The sequence below is a fragment of the Streptomyces sp. NPDC088706 genome, assembly GCF_044752765.1.
In the GTDB taxonomy this organism is placed as follows: domain Bacteria; phylum Actinomycetota; class Actinomycetes; order Streptomycetales; family Streptomycetaceae; genus Streptomyces.
Map to the genome: position 1 here is coordinate 52511 of NZ_JBIVLW010000010.1, position 16548 is coordinate 69058.

Below are 16548 nucleotides of genomic sequence, written 5' to 3' on the forward strand. Positions count from 1 at the left end.
AACATGCTCCGCCCAGAAGAACAGGCGGCGGGCTGGCTCGCCCGGACCTACCGCGGTCTCGCGGAGCTGGCCGCTCCCCACCCGGTGGCCGAGTCGCCCACGGCCTGGCTCATGGCCTGCCGGACCGTGCAGCAGCCCGGGTACCCGCACACGCCGATGCTCGCGGCCTCGGTCGTCGTACCCAAGGACGGCAGCTCCCCCTTCCACCCCTCGCCGAGCGCTCCCCTGGCGGACCTGGAGCCGGCGGTGTCGTACGAGGCGGCCGTCGCCCGCGTCCAGAACCAGGGGCGCAGGATCAATGTGCGCGGCTCGGTCGTGGCTCTGGACTCGGCGATCGACAAGAACCCTTCCGTCGCGCTCGCCTGGCAGCCTTCGGACGAGGCTCCCGGGTGGTGGAGCAGGCTGACCCGGCGGTATTTCCCGGAGTTCGAGCGCGTGCACGCGACCGGCTGGGACGAGATCGTGAAGGCGCTCGCGGAGACCGGGCCCGACACCCGGGGCCTGGTGTGGGTGCGCCGCGAGATCGGCGGGCTCGAAGCGACGGGCAATCTGCTCTACGCGCACAACAACAAGGGGCGGGTCGTCTTCCTCGACAGCCTGACGTCGTCGCTCGCCCGGCTGGACACCGACCACGTGCGTGAGCTGGTCCTCGTCCGGGCGCTGCCCGAGGCGCTGGCGGCCCGGCGTCTGCCCTGGGAGCGGGAGGCGCTCGACTTCGACGCGGCGCTGGCGAAGGCCCGACTGTGGCTGGAGAACGCCTACGGAGGCGAGGCCGAGCTGGTCGGTCCGACCGCCGGCGACGAGACCCGGCGGGGCTGGGTCTTCTCCTGCGACACCGGGCGTCATCTGCGTGGACAGCGCTGGCAGGACACCATGCTCGACGCGTCGCTGGTCGTCCCCAAGGACGCGTCCGAGCCCTTCGGCCTGCCCAACTCCGACCCCTGGAACTGGCTGGCCCACTGGGACGCCGGAGGAACTCCCGGCACCGGCGGCTTCCCCCCGCCACCCCCGCCCGGCCGTGCCCTGTGGTTCGAGCCGACCCTCGCCGAGCTCGGGCCCGTCCTGTCCACGTCGGACCATCAGATCTGGTCGTCGGCGGTCGACGAACTGGCGTCCCTCCCGCCCGGAGCACGCGCCCTGATCTGGATCCGCCGGACGGACGGCCGGGGCCGCGAGGCCGTCGGGTGGCTGGTCAACGGACTCACCACGGCGACAGGAGTGCTGCTCTTCGACGGCGCGTCCGAGGAGCCCGTGTCGTTCGACCCGACGGGAGTCCACGCACTGCACGTGATCCGGTACCGCTGACGCGCCCCCGAGGACGGCGCGTGCTCGCCTGTCACTCCGGATCGTTCCGGATGCCTTGCGCCCTGCTCCCCCCACTACCTTGACGACGGCGCCCGCCAGACCGACCCGTCCGGAGCCCGGGGAGCAGCGATGCCGACGACCCTCACCACCGACCGCCCGGCCGCCGCCACCGACCGCGGCACCGCCACCGCGCTCGGGCATCTGGAACGCCAGGTGCTCTCCGCGGTCGGCTGCGGCCTGCGGGACGACGAGATCGCCGCCGCCCTGGCCCTCACCGAGGACGCCGTGGCCGGGCATCTGGCGCGGATCCTGGTGAAGCTCGGTCTGCGCGACCGGGCCGCCGCCATCGTCCACGCCTTCGACTGCGGGCTGGCCGTCGCCGGGCGGGGCCCTCGCACGCGGCCGGCCAAGCCGGTTCCCCGGACCGCCGCCGCGCGCGCGGCGGGGCCGGAGGTCCGGATCTCCCTGCTCGGGCCGTTGCGGGCGTGGCGGGACGGGCGGCCTCTGAACCTGGGGCATCTGCGCCAGCAAGCCGTTCTGGCAGTCCTGGCGCTGGGTCTGGGGTGGTCCCTCAGTCAGCAGGAACTGCTCGACGGCGTATGGGGGATGGAGCCGCCGGCCGCCAACGTGGTGCCGGTGTACATCTACCGGTTGCGCAAGGCCCTGTGCGGCGGGGGCGGCCCGGCCCCGGTCATCGAACGCGGCCCCCGCGGTCACCGGCTGGTCCCCGGCGCGGTCGACGTGGACGTGCCCCGTATGGAGGAGCTGGTCACCGCCATCGGGAAGGCCGACCGGGCGGGCGAACCACGGGAGGCGGTCCACCTCTGTGCCCGGGCGCTGGAGATGTTCGGCGGGGAGCCCCTGGCCGGTCTGCCGGGGCCGCTCGCCGAGCTGGAGCGGCTGCGGCTCACCGAGCGCAGGATCACCATCGCGCAGCGGAAGGCGGAGTGGCAGCTGCGTCTCGGCCAGGATGCCGAGGCGATCGCCGAGCTGTTCGCCCTGTCGGCGGCGCACCCCCTCGACGAGCCGCTGGCCACGATGCTGATGCGGGCGCTGTACCGGGACGGGCGCCAGGCCGACGCCCTGACGGTGTTCGAACGCGCCCGCCGCCGCCTCGCCGACGACCTCGGGGTTCCCCCGAGCAGGATGCTGCGGCGGGCGCACCAGATGATTCTGCGCGGTGACGAGGCCGGCCTCGGACTCAGCCCCTCGGCCGGGTCCGGCACCGGTCCGTGATCACCAGGAGACCTGTGGGCGCCGCACGTCGTCGAGGCGGACGGCAGGTTCTGGATGTTCTACGCCGCGGGCGGCGCGAACGGTGCGGCGGTCGACCTCGCCACGTCGACCGACCTGTTCACCTGGACCCGTGAACCCTCCGGCCCGCTGTTCCGGGGGATCGCGGCGCGTGACCCGATGGTGCTGCGGGTCGGCGACGGGTGGGTCATGTAGTACACGGAACTCTCCGCGACGGGTGCCGGCGGCCACCATCTGGTGGCCTTCCGGCGCTCCGCCGATCTGTCGCACTGGGGTGAGCCGGGTGTCGCGTTCACCGACGCGAGCACGGAGGCGACCGTCCCGGTCACCGAGTCCCCGTACGTCGTCGAACGGGACGGCTGGTACTACCTGTTCATCGGTCCGCGCAACGGCTACGAGGGCACAGATGTCCTCGCGTCGCGGGACCCGTTCCATTTCGAGCTCGCCGGATGGGCGGGGCATGTGGCCGGTCACGCCGTGGAGGTGGTCCGCGACGGGGAGAACTGGTACGCGAGCGCCGCGGGCTGGTTCCGGAACGGGCTGTACGTGGCACCCCTGTCGTGGCGGGACACGCCACCACTGTGGCAGAGCCCCGACAACCCGGTGGCCGGTCTCGACGTGGACGGCCGGTTGACGGTGTTCGCACTCGACGCCACCGACCGCGCGATGCTGCGGCGCGTCCAGCTCGACCCGTACGCGGACAGCTGGTCGGAGTGGGAGCCCTTCGGAGGGCCGGCCGGAGCGGTCCCCACGCTGGGGCGCACCACCGACGGCCGGCTCGAGGTGTTCTCGCTGGCCCCGGGCGGCGCCGGCCTGCACCACCGGGTGCAGCGGCCGGACGGCGGCTGGCACGGCTGGGAGGAGTTCGGCGGCCCGGCCGGCGCCGCCCCCGCCGTGGCGCGCGACGCCCACGGCCGGCTGGAGGTCTTCGCCCTCGCCCCCGGCGGCGTCTCCCTGGCGCGGCGGCGGCAGAGGTCGGCCGGGTCCCTCACCTGGGACCCGTGGGAGCCGGGATCCGGCGGGGCGGCGGGCGCGCCCCCGGTGGTCGCGTCCAACGCCGACGGCCGGCTGGAGGTGTTCGCCCTCACCCCCGGTGGTGCGGGCATCGACCACCGTTGGCAGGAGGCCGCCGGTGGCGCCTGGACGGCGTCCTGGCATCGGTTCGGCACCGCGTCCGGCGCCGCGCCCCGGGTGGCCAGGGACGGCAGCGGCCGGCTCGGCGTCGCCGCGATCGGGCCGTCGGGTGTGGGGACCTTCGTCCGGCGCCAGGCCGTGCCGAGCGGCGGCTGGGGCGCGTGGCTGCCGCTGTTCGGCTGGAGCGCCGCCGCCCCCGCGCTCGCCGTCAACGCCGACGGCCGGCTGGAGGCGTTCTCGCTCACCCCCGGCGGAGCCCGGCTCAGCCACCGCTGGCAGGTCGCTCCCGGCGGGGACCCGCACCCGGGTGGGGAGTTCGGCGAGCCCGGCAGCCGGCTCGCCGCCACGCCCACAACGGCTCTGGACGCAACCGGCCGGCTGCACGTCTTCGCCGTCACCGCCGCGGGCCGGGTACGAACCCGGGTGCAGGCCCGGCCCAGCGGCGGGTGGCAGCCGTGGACGGCTTTCGGGGACCACACGGTCGCGCCCCTCGTGTCGGGCAGCCCCGCCCTCTGAGCGAAGGGTGCGGATCTGGCCAGGTGAGGGGGGTTCCGGGGCTTCGTTCCCATCGCGCCCGCCCGCCACCCGGGGCTCCCGGCCGCCCCCTGCGGTGACTTTCCCCACTGCGCCCGGTCCAGAACGGGGCATCCATGGCCCCGGGCGACGGGTTCCGGCGATGTGGCCGAAGTACGCCGATGAACTCCCCCGAGAGATGAGTATCGTTCCGCTCGTCCGACAAGCGACGCGAGGGACGGGGGGGGGAGCGGTGAGTGGCGTAGTCGTCCATCTGCCGCAGGGAAGCGGTGGCGCCGTCGGCGGCGAACCGCGCGGTGACGCGGTGACGTTACGGCTGGGCCCGGGCGAGGTCGCCCGCTTCGGGCGGGACTCCACGGCGGTCCCCGTCGAGCTGCTCCTCGACGACCCGGCGGTCTCCCGGCTGGCCGGGGAGATCCGGGTGACCGACGACCACTGGCAGCTGACGAACCACAGCAACCACGCACAGCTATCTCGTGGAGAACCCGGAGGGGGCCGGGGAATACCTGAGGGTTCTACCGCGACGGGTCGGGGCGCCGATCCCGTTCGAGTTCTCGCGCGTGGTGCTGCCCACGCGCGGTGACGTCACGGTCTCCTTCCAGGTGTTCGCTCCCGACCACATCTATCTGGACCCGGAGGCCCTGGGTGCTCCCTGGGGGAGCAGCACGGTCACCGCGTACTCCCTGAACGAGACGGCCACGTACTTCCTCGTCCTGGTCGCGCTCTGCGAACCGCGTCCGCGCGACCAGTCACGCGTGGCGGTGCCCACGACTCCCCAGATCGTCGAGCGGCTCCGAGGGCACCAGACCTCCGGAGAGCTGACCGCGCGGGCGGTCAGCTCGCACATCGACTACCTCGCCGAGGAGAAGCTGCGCATCGGTGCCCCGGACGCCCACGAGCCCGGCAAGGGCGACCGCCGCAACGGCAAGCGGGAGGAGATCGTCGGACTGGCGCTGCGGTTCGGACTCGTACGGGAGGAGCATCTGGCGCTGCTGCCGTCCCTGGCGGGGGCCCGTGGGCGGGAGCGGCAGGCCGCACGATGAGACCGCCGCACGGCCCGGGGGACACCACGGAGTGCGACGGGGCACACCTGCTCCCACCCGGCTGCCGGGTCGGGGACTGGGTGGTCACCCGGCTGATCGGGTCCGGCGGCTGGTCGACGGTGTACGCGGCGCGGCCGGCGGGCGACTCCCCGAAAGGAACCAGCGGGACCGATGTCGCCCTCAAGATCATGCCGACCGCCGGACTGGCCCCGCGCCAGGCCCGCAGGATCGTGGAGTCCGCCGGCCGCGAGGTCGAACTCGGGCGCAGGGCCGGTCATCCCCGGCTGATCGGCGTCCTGGAGTCGTTCGTTCTCAACGCGACCGACCGTCCTTCCCTGGAGGGTGCGATCGTCCTGGTCATGGAACGGGCCACCGGCAGTCTGCGGGAACTGATCGACGCGGGGGCGCCCGAGGCCGATCGCGGCCGGCTGATCGCGGGCATCTGCGAGGGGCTCGCCCATCTCCACCGGTCGGGCTGGGTCGACGCGGATCTCAAGCCGGAGAACGTCCTGCTGGCCGGGGACGGCTCCGTGAGGCTCTCGGACTTCGGCCTCGCCACGGAACTGACCGGGACCCACGGATACGTGCCTCCCATGGGCACCCTGGACTACTTCCCGCCCGAGCGCTGGCGGGCGCCGCTGGGCGGACTCGGCGTACGGGTCCGGCCGACCGCGGACATCTGGGCGCTGGGCATCGTCATCCACGAGATGTTCGTTTCCGGCGGGTCACCCTTCCCCGGGGCCACCCCCATGGCGCGGGGCGCCGCCGTCCAGGAGTACGGCCAGGGGCGTGCGCCGCTGCGCATGGACCACGCCGTACCGCCGTTCTGGCGCGCGCTGGCCGCCGACTGCCTCGCCCCGGCCCACGAGGCCCGCGTCCCCCACACCGCCGAGAGCCTGCTCGCCCGTATCGGCGCCCACCAGGAGACGCCCGGGGCGGGGCCGGGGCGGCCGGGCGGCCGGGCCCGCACCGCCGTCCCGGCCACCGCGCTGTGCGGGATCGCCGACGCGACCCTGTATTCGGACGCGGTACGGGAGACCCCGGCGGCGCCGCACGGCCGTGCGGGCACCCTGGCGTCCGGCACGGTCCAGGTGTACAACGCGAAGCGGTACTGCCGGGATCTGGCCGACCGCGACCCGCGGTGCAGCCTGGGTCTGGCGATCGATCCCGCGCGGCCCTACATCGCGGAGAACGTCGTACCGACCAGGGTGTGGCACGGCGATCTTCTCGCCGTCGACTGCGAGGTGCCCGACGGGGAGCCCATCATCGACGAGGAGGACCGGCGGTCCACCCGCTGGTTCCGCGTCCGCCTTCCGGCCGGCTCCGAGCCCCCCACGGCGTGGCTCCCCGCCGTACGCGCGACCGAACGCCCCGCGCTACCGGAGTGCTTGTAGTGCCTGCCGTCCGGATCATGCCACGATCGCGCCCGGATCACCGTCCCGCCCGGATCACCGTCCCGCGCGCCGAGGTGCCCCCTTCCCCCATAGCCGCATTCACGCGCCCATTACTTCCTTCTGCATCCATTCCCTGCGGATGCCATCCGAGCGCCCCGCTCCCCCACCCCTCAACACGATGGACTGCATTTATCCTCCAGTGACTTTGACCGCCGGTCACGACCTTAGCTTTCAGCGAATTTCTGCGAAAGGCCTCCCAACTCCCCCTGGTGCGGGCAGGAATGCGTGTTAGCTTCGTCATGCGTGAGGGCGGGAGTGGAACGCTCCCTATCTCCGACGAGTTGCGCGCCGAATGAACGGACACAGTCCAGGCCCCTCCAGGGACCACACAGGACAGAGGAGTGGAATCGCATGATCCCTGATCAGTTGGCTGTCGAAGCAGGACGGACGATGCCTTACGCCCGTGGCAGTTCCGGTGAAGGAGCCAGCGCGGACGCGGTCTACAACCGCCTTCTCGACGACCGCATCATTTTTCTCGGCAAGGAAGTCGACGACGACATCGCCAATCGCGTCACGGCGCAGATGCTGATGCTCGCCACGGATCCGACCCGCGACATTTACCTGTACATCCACTCACCGGGCGGCTCGGTCACCGCAGGCATGGCGGTCTACGACACCATGCAATACATCAAGAATGACGTCGTGACGATTGCGATGGGTTTCTGTGCCTCCATGGGCCAGTTCCTCCTCACCGCCGGCGCGAAGGGCAAGCGCTTCGCGCTGCCGCACACCAAGATCCTGATGCACCAGCCCTCGGCCGGCTTCGCCGGCTCGGCCTCGGACATCAAGATCTACGTGGACCAATTGGTCCGCACCAAGCGGGAGATGGCCGAGCTCATCGGACAGCACTCCGGCCAGGACACCGAGACGATCACCCGTGACTCCGACCGGGACCGCTGGTTCACCGCTCAGGAGGCCAAGGAGTACGGCCTGATCGACGAGGTCATGAGATCGACGGCGGACCTTCCGGACCTGAGCGCGGTCGGCCCGGTCAGCTAGTTCTCCCTTCCCCACGGACCAGCACCCCATCCACCTCGGGAGGACCACACCCCGTGAGCACGTTCCTGCGCGCCTCAGCAACGCCCTCGTCCGGATCGTCCGGATCCGGCTCCCTGCGTCCGGAGAGCCGCTATGTCGTACCGCGTTTCGTGGAACGCACCTCGCAAGGGACCAGGGAGTACGACCCCTACGCGAAGCTCTTCGAGGAGCGCGTGGTCTTCCTCGGCGCGCCTGTCGACGACATCGTGGCGAACGACATCATGGCTCAGTTGCTGTGCCTGGAGTCGCAGGACCCGGATCGGGACATATTCCTGTACATCAACTCGCCCGGTGGCAAGCTCACCCCGCTCACCGCGGTGTACGACACGATGCAGTTCGTGCGGCCCGACATCCGGACGGTCTGCCTCGGCCAGGCCAACTCGGTGGCCGCCGTGATCCTGGCAGCGGGCACCCCGGGCAAGCGCATGGCCCTGCCGAGCGGGCGGGTCCTCCTCCAGCAGCCCTCCACCGACGGCACCCAGGGCCAGGTCTCCGACCTGGAGATCCAGGGCCGTGAGGTGCAGCGCCAGCGGGAGCTGATCGAAGGGCTCCTCGCCGAGCACACCGGCCGGGACGCCGCGCAGATCCACCAGGACGTCGACCGGGCCCAGGTCCTCACCGCCGAACAGGCCCTGGAGTTCGGGCTGGTCGACCAGGTGGTGTCTCCCCGCTCCGTCGCGGGTGCGCGCTGACCCGGCGGCCGGGACGGTGACGCCCGGGAGATCACCACGACCAAACCGGCGGCGACCGCAACGGGCGAGTTGTGGCTGCCATTCCGCCGCCGTCCTCGAATCCCTCACCATCCTCCGGCTCGAACGCCAGACCCGGGCCTGGGCCGACGACGCCCACCGCCTCGCCGTCGTCCAGGCCATGTACCCGGGGTGGGGATGATCGGAGGCCGGAGTCATCGGAACATCGGGCACGTGTCCCGGCGTTCCTCAGCCGCCAGGAGCCCTGCGCGGCTCACCGGCCCGTCAGCGCCCGGTCGATCAGACGCCGTCCGGCGGCGTCCTGGGCGTCCTGGGCAGGGGCGCCCATGCGCAGGCTGAAGGTCGCACTGGTCGCGGCCCGTGCACCGTCCGGCGTCACCCCGCTCTCGGAGACGGTCCCCAGGTGGGTACCGCCGTGGAACCAGATCCCGTCACGGCTCCCGGGTACCGGCCGCCAGGCGATACCCAGGCCGTAGCGGACCCCAGGGACCGCGATCCAGTCGTCGGCCGCCACGGTCTCCTTCATCGCGGCGAGCTGGGCCGGGCCCAGCAAGCGTCCGCTCATCAGCGCGCGCAGGAAGACTCCGTGGTCGTGGGTGGTGCTGATGAGCGAGCCGTCCGCCCCGCCGCCGGCCGCCAGCGTCGTGTCGGTCGGCCGGGCGACGTCCGGGAACCAGGTGTACGCACGGGCGGTGGGCGCCGGTACGTACGGCGAGGTGCCCGGTGTGAGGGTGTGGCGCAGGCCCAGTGGCTCGATGATCCGGTCGTGGATCTCCTGCGCCCAGGAATGGCCCGTGACCTGTTCGACGATCAGGCCGGCCACCACGTAGTCGGTGTTGGAGTAGCCGAAGCGCCGTTCTTGCTCGGGATGTCCGACGTTCGGCAGCCAGAGCGGGGGGTGGGCCACGGCGGCCTTCAATTGGTCCTCGGGGGCCGTGTACCGGAAGCGCGAGCGGCGGTACCCGGCCGGGGTGAAGGCGTCGGCCGCGTCGGGTGAGACGGCGAGATAGTCGTTCAGCCCGCTGGTATGCCGCAGCAGATTGGCGACCGTGATCCTGCGGCCGTCGTTTCCCGCACCCCGCACCGCACCGGGCAGCCACCGCTCGACGGTGTCGGTGAGCGCGAGCCGCCCCTCTCCGGCCAGTTGGAGGAGGAGCACGGCCGTGTACGTCTTGGTGTCGCTGCCCAGTCGGTAGTACGCGTCCCAGGGGACCGGACGCGACGGGGCGGACAGGTCGGTGCGGCCCGCCCGGGCTGTCGTCCGGCCGCCGGCGGTCTGTACCTCGGCCAGTACACCGGTGGCGCCGGTGGCCAGGATCGCGTCCACATCGTGCTGGAGGTGTGCGCGTGATCCGGCATCCTCGTGCGGCCCCGTGGCTCGGGAAGGGGCAGCGGCGGTCGCGGTGGTGGCGGACACCCCGGTGAGCACGGCCGCGGCCGCGGTCGCCAGACTTCCGCGTCGGCTGATCACCGGACCACCTCGGTCCGGCGGCAGGTCACGTCGGCGGCGGGAAGTGTGCCGGTACGCAGGTAGTCGACGACGGCCCGGTCGGCACAGGGGACGGGCGTGAGGCCATCCAGCCCGCGCCCGAACACCCCGTGGGCCCGGATGTCCGCCGTCAACAGCCGTGAACCGGTCAGACGGCGGTGCAGGGCCAGGGCCCCCTCGTACGGGACGTTGTTGTCGCGTCGGGCCTGGAGCATCAGCGCGGGCACGCGGTTGCCGATCACCGGGGCGGGCTCGCGGGAGGTGCTCGTCCAGAACGCGCATGGCGCGGTCATGCCGTTCACGAGCGGACCGAACACCGGCTGGCTCACGCGGCTGCTTTCCATGTTCCGCCAGTACGTCTCCGGGTCCTTCGGCCAGCCTCCGGCGGGCCAGCCGCTGTCCCCGCACATGTAGACCGCCCCGCCCAGCATGCTGTCCGCCAGTTCGGGGGAGGAAAGTAGTTCCAGCATGGAGGCGAGCGCCGGACCGGGCTCGACCGGCCGGCCCGCGGCGGCGTCGACCAGGTCGCGCACCGTGGAGGCGAGCGCCGGATCGTGCTCCTCGTGCTGGATGAACTGCCTCAGTACCAGCCGCAGCACCGGTGCCGTGAGCCGGACGCCGGAGACCACGACCGGCCGCAGTTCCGCCCCGTCGAGCAACTCCTGGACCCGTGCGCGGACGCGGGCGGGCGTGCTGCCGAGTTGGTACGTCCCGTCGTGCCGGGCGGCCCATCCGGCCCAGGCGTCCAGTGCCTCCTCAAGGGGCGGACCCGCCCGCTGGAAGAGCTGGTACTGGGTGGCGGCGGGATCAGTCGACGAGTCGAGGACGATCCGGTCGGAGCGGCGGGGGAACATCTGGGTGTAGACGGCGCCCAGGTCGGCGCCGTACGAAACGCCGTAGTACGAGAGTCTGCGCTCGCCCAGCGCGGCGCGGATCGCGTCCATGTCACGGGCGACGTTCCGGGACGTGGCGTGGGGCAGGAGCCGGGCGTTGTCGCCGTGCTCCTGGCAGCGGCGCGCGGTGTCCCGGGCGTCGCGCACCGCCCGGTCGAACTCCGCACGGCGGGTCGTGGTGGGACCGGGAAGGGGTGCCGGGGCGGCGGGTGCGCAGGCGACGGGCGTGGACTCGCCGAGGAAGCGCGGGTCGAAGCCGATCAGGTCGTAACGGTCGGCCGCGTCCTTCAACGCGGGCCGCAGATAGAGCGTGTTGGCCAGGCCCGGGCCGCCGGGGCCGCCCGGATTGGACAGCAGGATGCCCCGGCGCTTCCCGTGCGCGCCCGTCGCCGCGATCCGCGAGACGGCGATCTCGATCGTCGGGCCGCCGGGATCGGCATAGTCGAGGGGGACGGTCACCTTCGTGCAGCGTGCGCCGGCGGCGCGCAGCTCCGTCTGCTGCGCCGAACAAGGCCCCCAGACGACGGGGTGGCCCGCCGGCTCGGCGGACGCACGGGGCGGGGCGGATGAGGCGGACGCGGGCATGCCGCCCGCGAGTAAACAAGTCAGGCCGAGCCCCGCCGTGACCAGACGAATGACGCGCATCGTGCTCCTCGGATCGAGTGAGAGGTACCCGTATGACGCTAGAGGCTCGCGTGACCTGGGAACATCGGGCCACCCGGTCGACGTGACCGGGGGAAATCCCCCGTCACGTCCCTCAGTCATCGCCCCGGCCCATCGGCCGCCCTCACCGCCAGATAACGGGCGGGTAACTCCGCGCCTCCGGTCCTGAACCGGCGTGACTGCTGACGTCACAGAAGTTGAGCCGGAACCACTGCTCGTGAACGAAGCCGGCCTGTGCTCTCCGCGCGAGCAAAGGTGAGCCGCCCATGCCGCAGAGCGACAAGGCCGACCTCCAGCGCACATCCCCGGCCCCGCCGTGCCGCCCTACGTCGAGTACAACCGAAGGGCGTTCGCCAACAGCCACAACGCCACGGTGTCGACCAGTGCCAGTCGGAGAACGATGGGGAGCGCCGAGCGCCTCGTGCGGAGCGGCAAGGTGGGTCCGAGGACGGCCGGGCGCGACGCCCGGACGCCGGCCTGGACCACTTTCATGCCGGGGACTGGGTCGACGTGGCCACTCTGGACCTGTTGGAGGGGGGCGCGCGACGTCTGGCCGGGGTGTACGGCAACAACGACGGCCCGGAACTGCGTGCCCGGCTGCCGGAGGTGGCCCGCGTCCAACTGGGGGGCCTGTGGTTCGGTGCCGTCCACGAGACGGGGGCGGCCCGCGGACGGGAGGTACGCTGCGCCGCGCTCCACCCGGACCTGGACGTCCTGGTCTTCGGCCACAGCCACATCCGCTGGGACACCGAGGCGCTGGGCGGCTACGCCTGCTGCACCCCGGCTCGCCGACGGACCGCAGACGGCAGTCGTACTGCACGTACATGACGTGCACGGTGGCGGACGGAGTGCTCGGCGAGGTCGTCCTGCACCGCCTGCCCAGGCGCTGACCGCCTGCCGTGGAGCAGCGGTCAGCGGGCAGTGGGGCGGATCAGCCCACGTGGACCTGCAGGTCGCCGGGTATGAGCGTCGCCACCTGGCCGCGGTCGCAGTGCACGATCCGCCCCCCGAGGCCGCGCCGGTCCATCGCGTCCAGGAATGCGCTCAGCGGAGACTTCATCACGCTGTAGTCGTCGTAGTGCACGGGGAGCGCATGCCGGGGGCCCAGTCGCCGGACGAGTTCCGTCCCCTGCCGTCCGTCCATGGTGACCACGAGGCCGCCCGGCAACCGGGTGCCGCCCAGATGCAGGACTGCCATGTCGGTGTCCGGGTAGCGCCGGGCGATCTCGTCCACTCCGTCGAAGAGGAGCGTGTCGCCGGAGATGTAGACCCGCAGCCGCACCGGTCCGCCCGCGGGGCCGAACTCGAGCATGCTTCCCATGACACGCGGCAGCAGGCCGCGCAGGGGACCGAGGGCGTGACGGCCGGGCATCGCCGTCAGGCGCATCCGGTGGCCGTCCTTGACGAGGGAGCGGTGCTCCCAGTCCCGCAGCCCCGTGGCACGGCTGAAGCCCTGGAGGGTCCGCAGGACCCGCGCCGCCTGCGGGGTCGTTAGGACGGGCAGGGCGCGGTCCAGGTTCTTGCGGGCCACCCGGTCCCAGTGGTCACCATGCAGATGGGACAGGACCACGGCGTCGAGGCCGGGGAGCTCGTCTACTGTGAGAGCCGGTTCCTTCAGCCGCTTCGTCAGCAGTCCGTATCCCAGGTGGGCGTGCTGCCCGCGGTGGAGGAAGTTCGGGTCGGTGAGCAGGGTCAGCGGCCCGTACCGCAGCAGCAGGGTCGCGTTGCCGACGAACTGGACCTGCACCGGCGTATCCGTCGAAGACATGATGGTGCCCTTCTCGTGCGGCGTCCTTCGGTAGACCTCTGGGGTAGCCCGTTTCCGGCGCTCCACACACCGGGTCGGCGCCGGACCACGAGAAACGCGTGGAAACGGGCACCCGCTGCCACGGGACGGGGGCCGCCCGCATCGCCGTCGACACCAGGAACGGACAGCTGGATGAACCGTCCCGACCGTCTCGCATCCCGGATGGCCCCCACCGCAGCCCGTCGGCGGGGCAGTCGGCCGGCCCTGCACCCCAACGGAGCGATCCTGCCGACCGCCTTCACATGCCCGCGCGAGCGACCCGCTGAATGGTGTCATGGCTGGACGCCCCCGGTTCATACGCGGTGATGGCGCGCTGGTCCCGCGCCGCCGGGCTCCCACGGCCCATGCCGGACGCGGCGGGACTGGCGCTTCGGGTGGCGGATGCCGACGGACCGCGCCGCCCTCTGGACCTGCCTCTGACCACCAGCGGCCGCGGCCGCTGGTGGCACCACCTGCCCCAGCGACCCGGTGGCGGTGGGGGCCGCCGCCGCAGTGCGGCCCCTCGCCTTCAGACTCTGTCTCGGGACGGGCGCGGCCTGGCGACCCTTGGCCCAGCTCATCCCGCTGAACGAGGATCCCGCCGCGCCGGCCCAGGAAGGGGCGACGTTCAACCGCTACCGCAATTTTCTCCCCGGCCTCCGCTCCCCGGACCGCATGCGCACCCTGCGTGTCGCCGCGTACGCCGCTTTCCGGGCCGGAGGGCACGCCCCACCGCCTGGCTGGACCCCAACATGCGGTCTCAGGATGATCCATCCGTGCGGCGACTGGGCCGCCGGCCGTGTTCGCCGTGGCCGATTCGAGGCCGGGATAGACAGGGCCGTCTCGGGACCGTCGCCTCGGCCGCCTTGATGGTCCTGGCCATGGCGGCGACGTTCGTGACGGCGCGCATGGGCGTGCCTGCGTGCGAAGGCGGGGCCTCACTCCGTGGTCCGTTTCCCCGGCGCCCGACAGGCGCCGTGCCCCGTGCGCGGGTCGGATCGCTACTTGCCTCCCCATCGCCCATGTCCCCGGGTGCAGATCGCACGTTGGCCCATGCGGCAGCACGATCGTCGAGCGAGGGTCTACCACGGCCCAGAACGGGCACTCCTCTCTTAGGCGCGTGCGGCGATGCCTGAGCGCCCACCCACGACAAGGAAAAGAGCCAACCCATGCAGGGCAACACACCGTCCCAGGCCGAAGGTGAGCGCCCGGACGACGAAGCCAGGCGGGCCACGGAGCACCGGCCTGCAAAGCCCGAACGTACTACCCCCTCCCAAGCCGAAGGGGAGCGGGAACCCGACGGTGACGACGAAACTTCGTAGACGTCGGCAAGTCGCGGTCGAAAAGTGCTCCACATTTCATGAGCACGAGTTCTCACTGCTCTGCAAATTCCCTGAGATTCGTCGGCCTGGACGGGAAAATGTCGGCGGTTCGGTTGGTCGGCAGAATTTGGGTATGGGCACGCCGACCCATGAGCGAAATTATCACGCTACGATGACACGCGACACAGAGCTGCCTCGCCGTGGGACCCGACCGGCAGTGAATCAACGACGGGCGTGCCGGCATTCGACAGGCCGAAGACCGAATGAGCGTCCTGGCCGAGCCGCCATATGAATGAGCGGCCCGCTGTTCTCGAAGGGGACGCGCCAGAATCGCAGCGCAAGCGTCCGTGACGTAAAGGCTCTTCCTGTTTGGGGACGCTGGACCGTTCTCAACTGGTCGTTGACAGGCACGCCGAGGCATGACCGGACGCCCTCTTTTTCAGAGAGAGGACGAAGGTACACCTCGACGGGGAGGGCTGCTCTTTGTTCGAAGCGAAACCGATTTCACATCCCGCGTCATACCGGAGGTTTCCGTCATGGATCAGAACGTAGGCAAGAAGGGCACCTTCCTACCGAGGGCGGGGGAAGCCTTTCGGCGAGTGAACAGGGCCTACTCGCCGCCGGGGGAACATTCCCTCGCCGGGCATCTTGGTGCCCTGGCCGCTTTCGGTGCGTACACCGCCGCCTGGGGCGCCGTCGTAGGCGTGCGAAAGACTGAACTACCGGACCGTCACCAACCGTTGGATCTCCTGTTGACAGCAGCCGCAGTGTTCCGACTCGGTCGACTGCTCAGCAAGGGTTCCGTCACGAGCCCGCTCCGGGCGCCGTTCACGCGATACGAGGAGTCGGCGGGCCCCGCCGAAGTGAAGGAAAGTCCTCGCGGGGGCCGCGTCAGGTCGACCGTAGGTGAGCTCGCCACCTGTCCGTTCTGCCTCAGCGTCTGGTTGACCACCACCTTCACCGGTGCTCACCTGCTGTGGCCCCGAGCTACACGCATCGTCACAGGAGGCATTACCGCCTTGGCGGTGGCTGACACCATGCAGTTGGGTTACGACTGCCTCGTACAGAAGAACAGCGGCTGAGCCTTGAGACAGTGACCTCGTACAGCCCTCCGCGAGGGGCGGGCCGGTCCAGTCAACCCAGGAAAGCTTGCTGATGTCGGCGCTGGGAATTGCGCTGCTGACAGCAGAGAGCTCTACCCCGTGACGCTCGCGCCGAACGGTCTGCAGATCGGCGCGAGGTCGTCCCGGCCCCTGCTCCTGATGTCCGCTCGTCAGGGCGGAGGAGTCCGAGGAGCGGGGACCGCCGAATCCCATCCGGTTTGGGGCAGAACTATCGGGCTACTCATACCTGCACCATCCGTGAGCGGCTCTGCTGAGGAAATGCCCTATGGACGAAGAGTTGGAACAGGACACGCGCCGCAAGCTGCACAAGTTGACCGACCAACCCGACATGGATCTTCATCTGCGTCTCGAGGAACACCGAATCGAGGGCTATATTTGGGTGCAGGGTCGCCGCTATCGCATCATGGGCATTCGTGACGAGGAACCCCTGGATGATGAAGGCACAGCTGACAGGCCCGATGGATAGATCATCGGCAGCTGGACGCCAACGCTGGGATCTTCCGTCCACCCCCAGCTCTCGACGGAGTCCTGAAGCATAAGGTCAGATCACTCGGCTCCGTCGATTGGGCACTGAGCTACAGGGCATGACAGATCCGTGCCCCGGCGGCGGCCGTCCTGCGTCGAGAGGAAGACGAACAGCAGCCGTTCGAGTAATTCTGGTAGGGGCCTCGCCCTGCGCAAGCTGTGGCAGCGAGATGTTCTCATGCGCCCAGCGGCGCGCATCTCCAGAGGCAGGGCCTGGAATCGTGGAGGTGGACGGTGGTCAGTGCTTTCCAGGAAGACCCCGTCGTGATCTCTA

General features: G+C 71.2%; 12 protein-coding genes and 2 pseudogenes. 11 read left to right on the forward strand and 3 right to left on the reverse strand.

Annotated elements, in window-relative coordinates:
* Positions 1-3: 3 nt before the first annotated feature.
* From ACIQAK_RS22155 to ACIQAK_RS22190, 8 genes and pseudogenes are all read left to right on the forward strand, one after another.
* Positions 4-1305 (forward strand): YrhB domain-containing protein, encoded by a 1302-nt coding sequence (locus ACIQAK_RS22155; RefSeq protein WP_366390621.1) that lies wholly within the window; start codon positions 4-6, stop codon positions 1303-1305.
* 129 nt (positions 1306-1434) lie between these two features.
* Positions 1435-2541: a BTAD domain-containing putative transcriptional regulator gene (locus tag ACIQAK_RS22160; RefSeq protein WP_366390622.1), complete on the forward strand. Its 1107-nt coding sequence runs from the start codon at positions 1435-1437 to the stop codon at positions 2539-2541.
* A gap of 54 nt (positions 2542-2595) precedes the next feature.
* On the forward strand, positions 2596-2754 hold the full coding sequence (locus ACIQAK_RS22165) for a hypothetical protein (protein ID WP_366390623.1): 159 nt from the start codon (positions 2596-2598) through the stop codon (positions 2752-2754).
* Positions 2755-2796: 42 nt separating this feature from the next.
* Positions 2797-4209: a glycosyl hydrolase family 32 gene (locus ACIQAK_RS22170; protein WP_366390624.1), complete on the forward strand. Its 1413-nt coding sequence runs from the start codon at positions 2797-2799 to the stop codon at positions 4207-4209.
* Between the two features lie 250 nt (positions 4210-4459).
* Positions 4460-5270: pseudogene (locus ACIQAK_RS22175) on the forward strand (FHA domain-containing protein).
* Positions 5267-6664, forward strand: a complete 1398-nt coding sequence (locus ACIQAK_RS22180; protein ID WP_366390625.1) for a serine/threonine-protein kinase — start codon at positions 5267-5269, stop codon at positions 6662-6664. The pseudogene ACIQAK_RS22175 and the gene ACIQAK_RS22180 overlap by 4 nt, the downstream one beginning before the upstream one ends.
* Positions 6665-7114: 450 nt before the next feature.
* Complete coding sequence (locus tag ACIQAK_RS22185) at positions 7115-7723, forward strand: ATP-dependent Clp protease proteolytic subunit (RefSeq protein WP_366390747.1); 609 nt, start codon at positions 7115-7117, stop codon at positions 7721-7723.
* Positions 7724-7776: 53 nt separating this feature from the next.
* On the forward strand, positions 7777-8454 hold the full coding sequence (locus tag ACIQAK_RS22190; RefSeq protein WP_401848743.1) for an ATP-dependent Clp protease proteolytic subunit: 678 nt from the start codon (positions 7777-7779) through the stop codon (positions 8452-8454).
* 271 nt (positions 8455-8725) lie between these two features.
* Here the strand turns inward: ACIQAK_RS22190 and ACIQAK_RS22195 are convergent, their stop codons facing one another.
* Positions 8726-9943 (reverse strand): serine hydrolase domain-containing protein, encoded by a 1218-nt coding sequence (locus ACIQAK_RS22195; protein ID WP_366390626.1) that lies wholly within the window; start codon positions 9941-9943, stop codon positions 8726-8728.
* Positions 9940-11499 carry an alpha/beta hydrolase gene (locus tag ACIQAK_RS22200; protein ID WP_366390627.1) on the reverse strand — a complete coding sequence of 520 codons (1560 nt, stop codon included), beginning with the start codon at positions 11497-11499 and terminating at the stop codon, positions 9940-9942. Before ACIQAK_RS22200 ends, ACIQAK_RS22195 begins: the two co-directional genes overlap by 4 nt.
* A 507-nt stretch (positions 11500-12006) precedes the next feature.
* Between ACIQAK_RS22200 and ACIQAK_RS22205 the strand changes: the two are divergent.
* Positions 12007-12407, forward strand: a pseudogene (locus tag ACIQAK_RS22205) (metallophosphoesterase family protein); the annotation flags it as partial.
* A gap of 41 nt (positions 12408-12448) precedes the next feature.
* Here the strand turns inward: ACIQAK_RS22205 and ACIQAK_RS22210 are convergent.
* The gene (locus tag ACIQAK_RS22210) at positions 12449-13285 is read right to left on the reverse strand and encodes an MBL fold metallo-hydrolase (protein ID WP_366390628.1); all 837 of its coding nucleotides are present in this window, start codon (positions 13283-13285) and stop codon (positions 12449-12451) included.
* A 1876-nt stretch (positions 13286-15161) separates the two neighbouring features.
* On the opposite strand from ACIQAK_RS22210, the gene ACIQAK_RS22215 reads away from it, so the two are divergent.
* Both ACIQAK_RS22215 and ACIQAK_RS22220 read left to right on the forward strand, forming a co-directional pair.
* Positions 15162-15707 carry a DUF1360 domain-containing protein gene (locus ACIQAK_RS22215; RefSeq protein ID WP_366390629.1) on the forward strand — a complete coding sequence of 182 codons (546 nt, stop codon included), beginning with the start codon at positions 15162-15164 and terminating at the stop codon, positions 15705-15707.
* A 307-nt stretch (positions 15708-16014) separates the two neighbouring features.
* Positions 16015-16215, forward strand: a complete 201-nt coding sequence (locus tag ACIQAK_RS22220) for a hypothetical protein (protein WP_366390630.1) — start codon at positions 16015-16017, stop codon at positions 16213-16215.
* Positions 16216-16548: the final 333 nt, after the last annotated feature.

Excerpts from the sequence above, each read along its gene's own strand:
- ACIQAK_RS22155 (WP_366390621.1), top strand. The coding sequence starts at position 4 with ATGCTCCGCCCAGAAGAACAGGCGGCGGGCTGGCTCGCCCGGACCTAC.
- ACIQAK_RS22160 (WP_366390622.1), top strand. The coding sequence starts at position 1,435 with ATGCCGACGACCCTCACCACCGACCGCCCGGCCGCCGCCACCGACCGC.
- ACIQAK_RS22165 (WP_366390623.1), top strand. The coding sequence starts at position 2,596 with ATGTTCTACGCCGCGGGCGGCGCGAACGGTGCGGCGGTCGACCTCGCC.
- ACIQAK_RS22180 (WP_366390625.1), top strand. The coding sequence starts at position 5,267 with ATGAGACCGCCGCACGGCCCGGGGGACACCACGGAGTGCGACGGGGCA.
- ACIQAK_RS22185 (WP_366390747.1), top strand. The coding sequence starts at position 7,115 with ATGCCTTACGCCCGTGGCAGTTCCGGTGAAGGAGCCAGCGCGGACGCG.
- ACIQAK_RS22200 (WP_366390627.1), bottom strand. The coding sequence starts at position 11,499 with ATGCGCGTCATTCGTCTGGTCACGGCGGGGCTCGGCCTGACTTGTTTA.
- ACIQAK_RS22210 (WP_366390628.1), bottom strand. The coding sequence starts at position 13,285 with ATGTCTTCGACGGATACGCCGGTGCAGGTCCAGTTCGTCGGCAACGCG.
- ACIQAK_RS22215 (WP_366390629.1), top strand. The coding sequence starts at position 15,162 with ATGGATCAGAACGTAGGCAAGAAGGGCACCTTCCTACCGAGGGCGGGG.
- ACIQAK_RS22220 (WP_366390630.1), top strand. The coding sequence starts at position 16,015 with ATGGACGAAGAGTTGGAACAGGACACGCGCCGCAAGCTGCACAAGTTG.